The 2,612-nt window shown below is 70.7% G+C and carries 3 protein-coding genes; all 3 read left to right on the forward strand.

What is annotated here, in order from left to right:
• Positions 1-1,263: SH3 domain-containing protein (locus ACE3UY_RS21210; RefSeq protein WP_374689471.1), on the forward strand; the 1,263-nt coding region annotated here is incomplete at its 5' end.
• A gap of 83 nt (positions 1,264-1,346) precedes the next feature.
• A complete protein-coding gene (locus tag ACE3UY_RS21215; RefSeq protein WP_374689472.1) occupies positions 1,347-2,381 on the forward strand; it encodes an EamA family transporter in 1,035 nt (344 codons plus the stop codon).
• 63 nt (positions 2,382-2,444) lie between these two features.
• Positions 2,445-2,612 (forward strand): DUF3224 domain-containing protein (locus ACE3UY_RS21220; protein ID WP_374689473.1); only part of this gene is annotated, 168 nt, incomplete at its 3' end.

A 2,612-nucleotide genomic window follows, 5' to 3' on the forward strand; every position in this document is an offset into this window, starting at 1 on the left:
GCGCCTGAGGGCACGCTCCTCTACAGCGGGCCGGGGACGGTGTACGAGGAGGTAGGCGCTCTCGACGGCGACGAAGAGCTGGAAGTGTTGGGCCAGAACCCGACCGGCGAATGGTATAACGTGCGCCTGACCGATGGCGCGACAGCCTGGGTCGCCGCCGAATCGGCCAGCCTGAATGCCGGCCCAGAACTGGTCATGATCGCCGCCACCATCCCGCCGACGCCGGAGGCCGGGAGCACGCAGGTGGCGACTGGGCCGAGGGTGCGCGCCAATCCCAGCGGCGGCTTCCTGCGCACCGGGCCATCCACCGACGCGCCCTATCTACGCGACGGCGGCGGCAACCAATACCTGTTGGACGATGGCCAGGAGGCAGACATCCTGGGCCAGGACGAGAAGGGCGAATGGTACTACGTCCAGGTTCCCAATAGCCGGGAAAAGGCCTGGATTTCGTATCGGCAGGTGACGGTGGTGGGCGACGAAGGCGAGGCGTCTATTGCGATCGTCTCGACCGAGGGCGACGTGGTCACGCCTACCCGCGATGAGGAGGAGCCGATCGGGCGCGTGCAGGGCGAGCGCATCATCCGCAGCGGCCCCAGCACGTCGGCCGCCGTCGTCGAGCGCGTGCCCGATGGTATGGAGCTAGTCCTGATCGGCATTGACCGTGTGCCGACCGAATGGTATCGGGTCAGGCTGCCCGATGGGCGGACGGGCTGGATCGACAAGGATTTCGTGGAAGTGACCGGGAGCACCGGTCTGCTGGCCGCGCTGCCCACGCCGCGCAGCACGGCGACGCGCGGCGTGATGCGCACGCCTACGCCCGGGCGCACCACCGCTACGTCCACGCCGCCGCGCCTGAGCCTCACGACCACGCCTACCCTGGGCTCGCGCACAAGCACGCCGACGCGGGAAGCGACGCCGACCGAGACGCCGGCCAGGCCCACGGTGCGACCGACGACCACGGCCACCGTCCGGCCGACCACGACCGCCACCGCCCGGCCAACGGCGACGCCCACGCTGCGGCCGACCGCGACGGCGACTGACGAGCCGACGGAGACGCCGACCGACGAGCCGACCGAGACCCCGACCGACGAACCGACGGAAACGCCCACCGACGAGCCGACGGAAACGCCGACCGATGAGCCGACGGAGACGCCGACCGACGAGCCGACGGAGACGCCGACTGACGAGCCGACGGAGACCCCGACCGATGAGCCGACTGAGGAGCCAACCGAGACGGCGACGCCGGAGGTAGAGGGGCCGTAGCGCGGTGGGGCGATTTGCCAAATCGCCCTACAAACTCGCCGGTGGGCTTGGCGGTGAGTCTGGCGCGTGCTACGCTTCGCCGCGTGCAATTCATCAGCATCCTCAGCGGCCTGGCCGCGGCGCTGTCGTGGGGCGCGGGCGACTTCGCCGGCGGGCTGGCCAGCCGGCGCGCGGCAGCCGTGCGCGTTGTCCTGGTCTCGCAACTGGTGGGCGGAGCGGCGTTGGTTGCCCTCGGTCTCCTGCTTCGCGAGTCGCGGCCGGCCGCGACGGACGTCCTGTGGGGTGCGCTGGCCGGGCTGGCCGGCGGGCTGGGGCTGCTGTTGCTCTACCTCAGCCTGGCGCGTGGCAAGATGGGCGTGGCCGCGCCGCTGACGGCCGTGGCGTCCGGCGGCATCCCTCTCCTGGTTGGCCTGGTCGTCGAGGGGCTGCCCGGCGCGGCCCAGATGGGCGGCTTCGCGCTGGCGTTGCTGGCGATCTGGGTCATCTCCCGCCCCGACGAGGCGGGCGACTTCCGGCCCCGCGACGCTGTCTTGCCGCTGCTGGCCGGGGTGGGTTTCGGGACGTTCCTGGCGATCATCGGCCGGCTGGGCGACGGGGCGGGGTTCGTCTGGCCGCTGGTGGCGGCGCGGGTGGCGAGTGTGGCGATGCTGGCGGTTGTGGTGTTTGTACAGGGAGCAGGGGAGCGGGGGCGCGGGGGAGCAGGGGAGCAAGCGAGTGGTGGCAGGTGGCAAGTGGCAGGTGGCAGGTCAGAGTCCGCATCCTCAGATGCGGGACGTATAGAGGCCGCGTCCCCCCATGCGACCGGGCCCGCCGACGCCGAGCGCGCATCTGAGGATGCGCACTCTGTACTGAATACTGACCTACTGACCACTGACCCACTAACCACTCTCTTCCCCTTCCCCCTCGCCGCCCTGGCTGGCCTGGGGGACACGGCGGGTAACGCCTTCTTTGCCCTGTCAGCGGCCACGGGGCGGCTGGACGTGGCCGCGGTGCTGGGCGCGCTCTATCCGGCGGCGACGGTTGTGCTGGCCCGCGCCGTCCTGGGCGAACGGCTGTCGCCGCGCCAAAGCGTGGGGGTGGGGCTGGCGCTGGGGGCGGTGATACTGATCGCGCTGTAGCGCAGTCTGTAAGCCTGGGGTGGGGCGATTTGGCAAATTGCCCTACAACGCTACACTAGCCGGATGATTCACCACGCCCGCGGCACGTTTGACGTCAAGCTCACCCCCCAACCGGCGGCCGACGATCTCGGCCTGGGCCGGTTGACCATCGACAAGCAATTCCACGGCGATCTGGAAGCGACCAGCGCCGGCGAGATGCTCAGCGCCCGTACCGACGTGGCTGGCTCGGCC

It is taken from the genome of Promineifilum sp. (SeqCode), assembly GCF_041918635.1.
Taxonomy (GTDB): domain Bacteria; phylum Chloroflexota; class Anaerolineae; order Promineifilales; family Promineifilaceae; genus Promineifilum.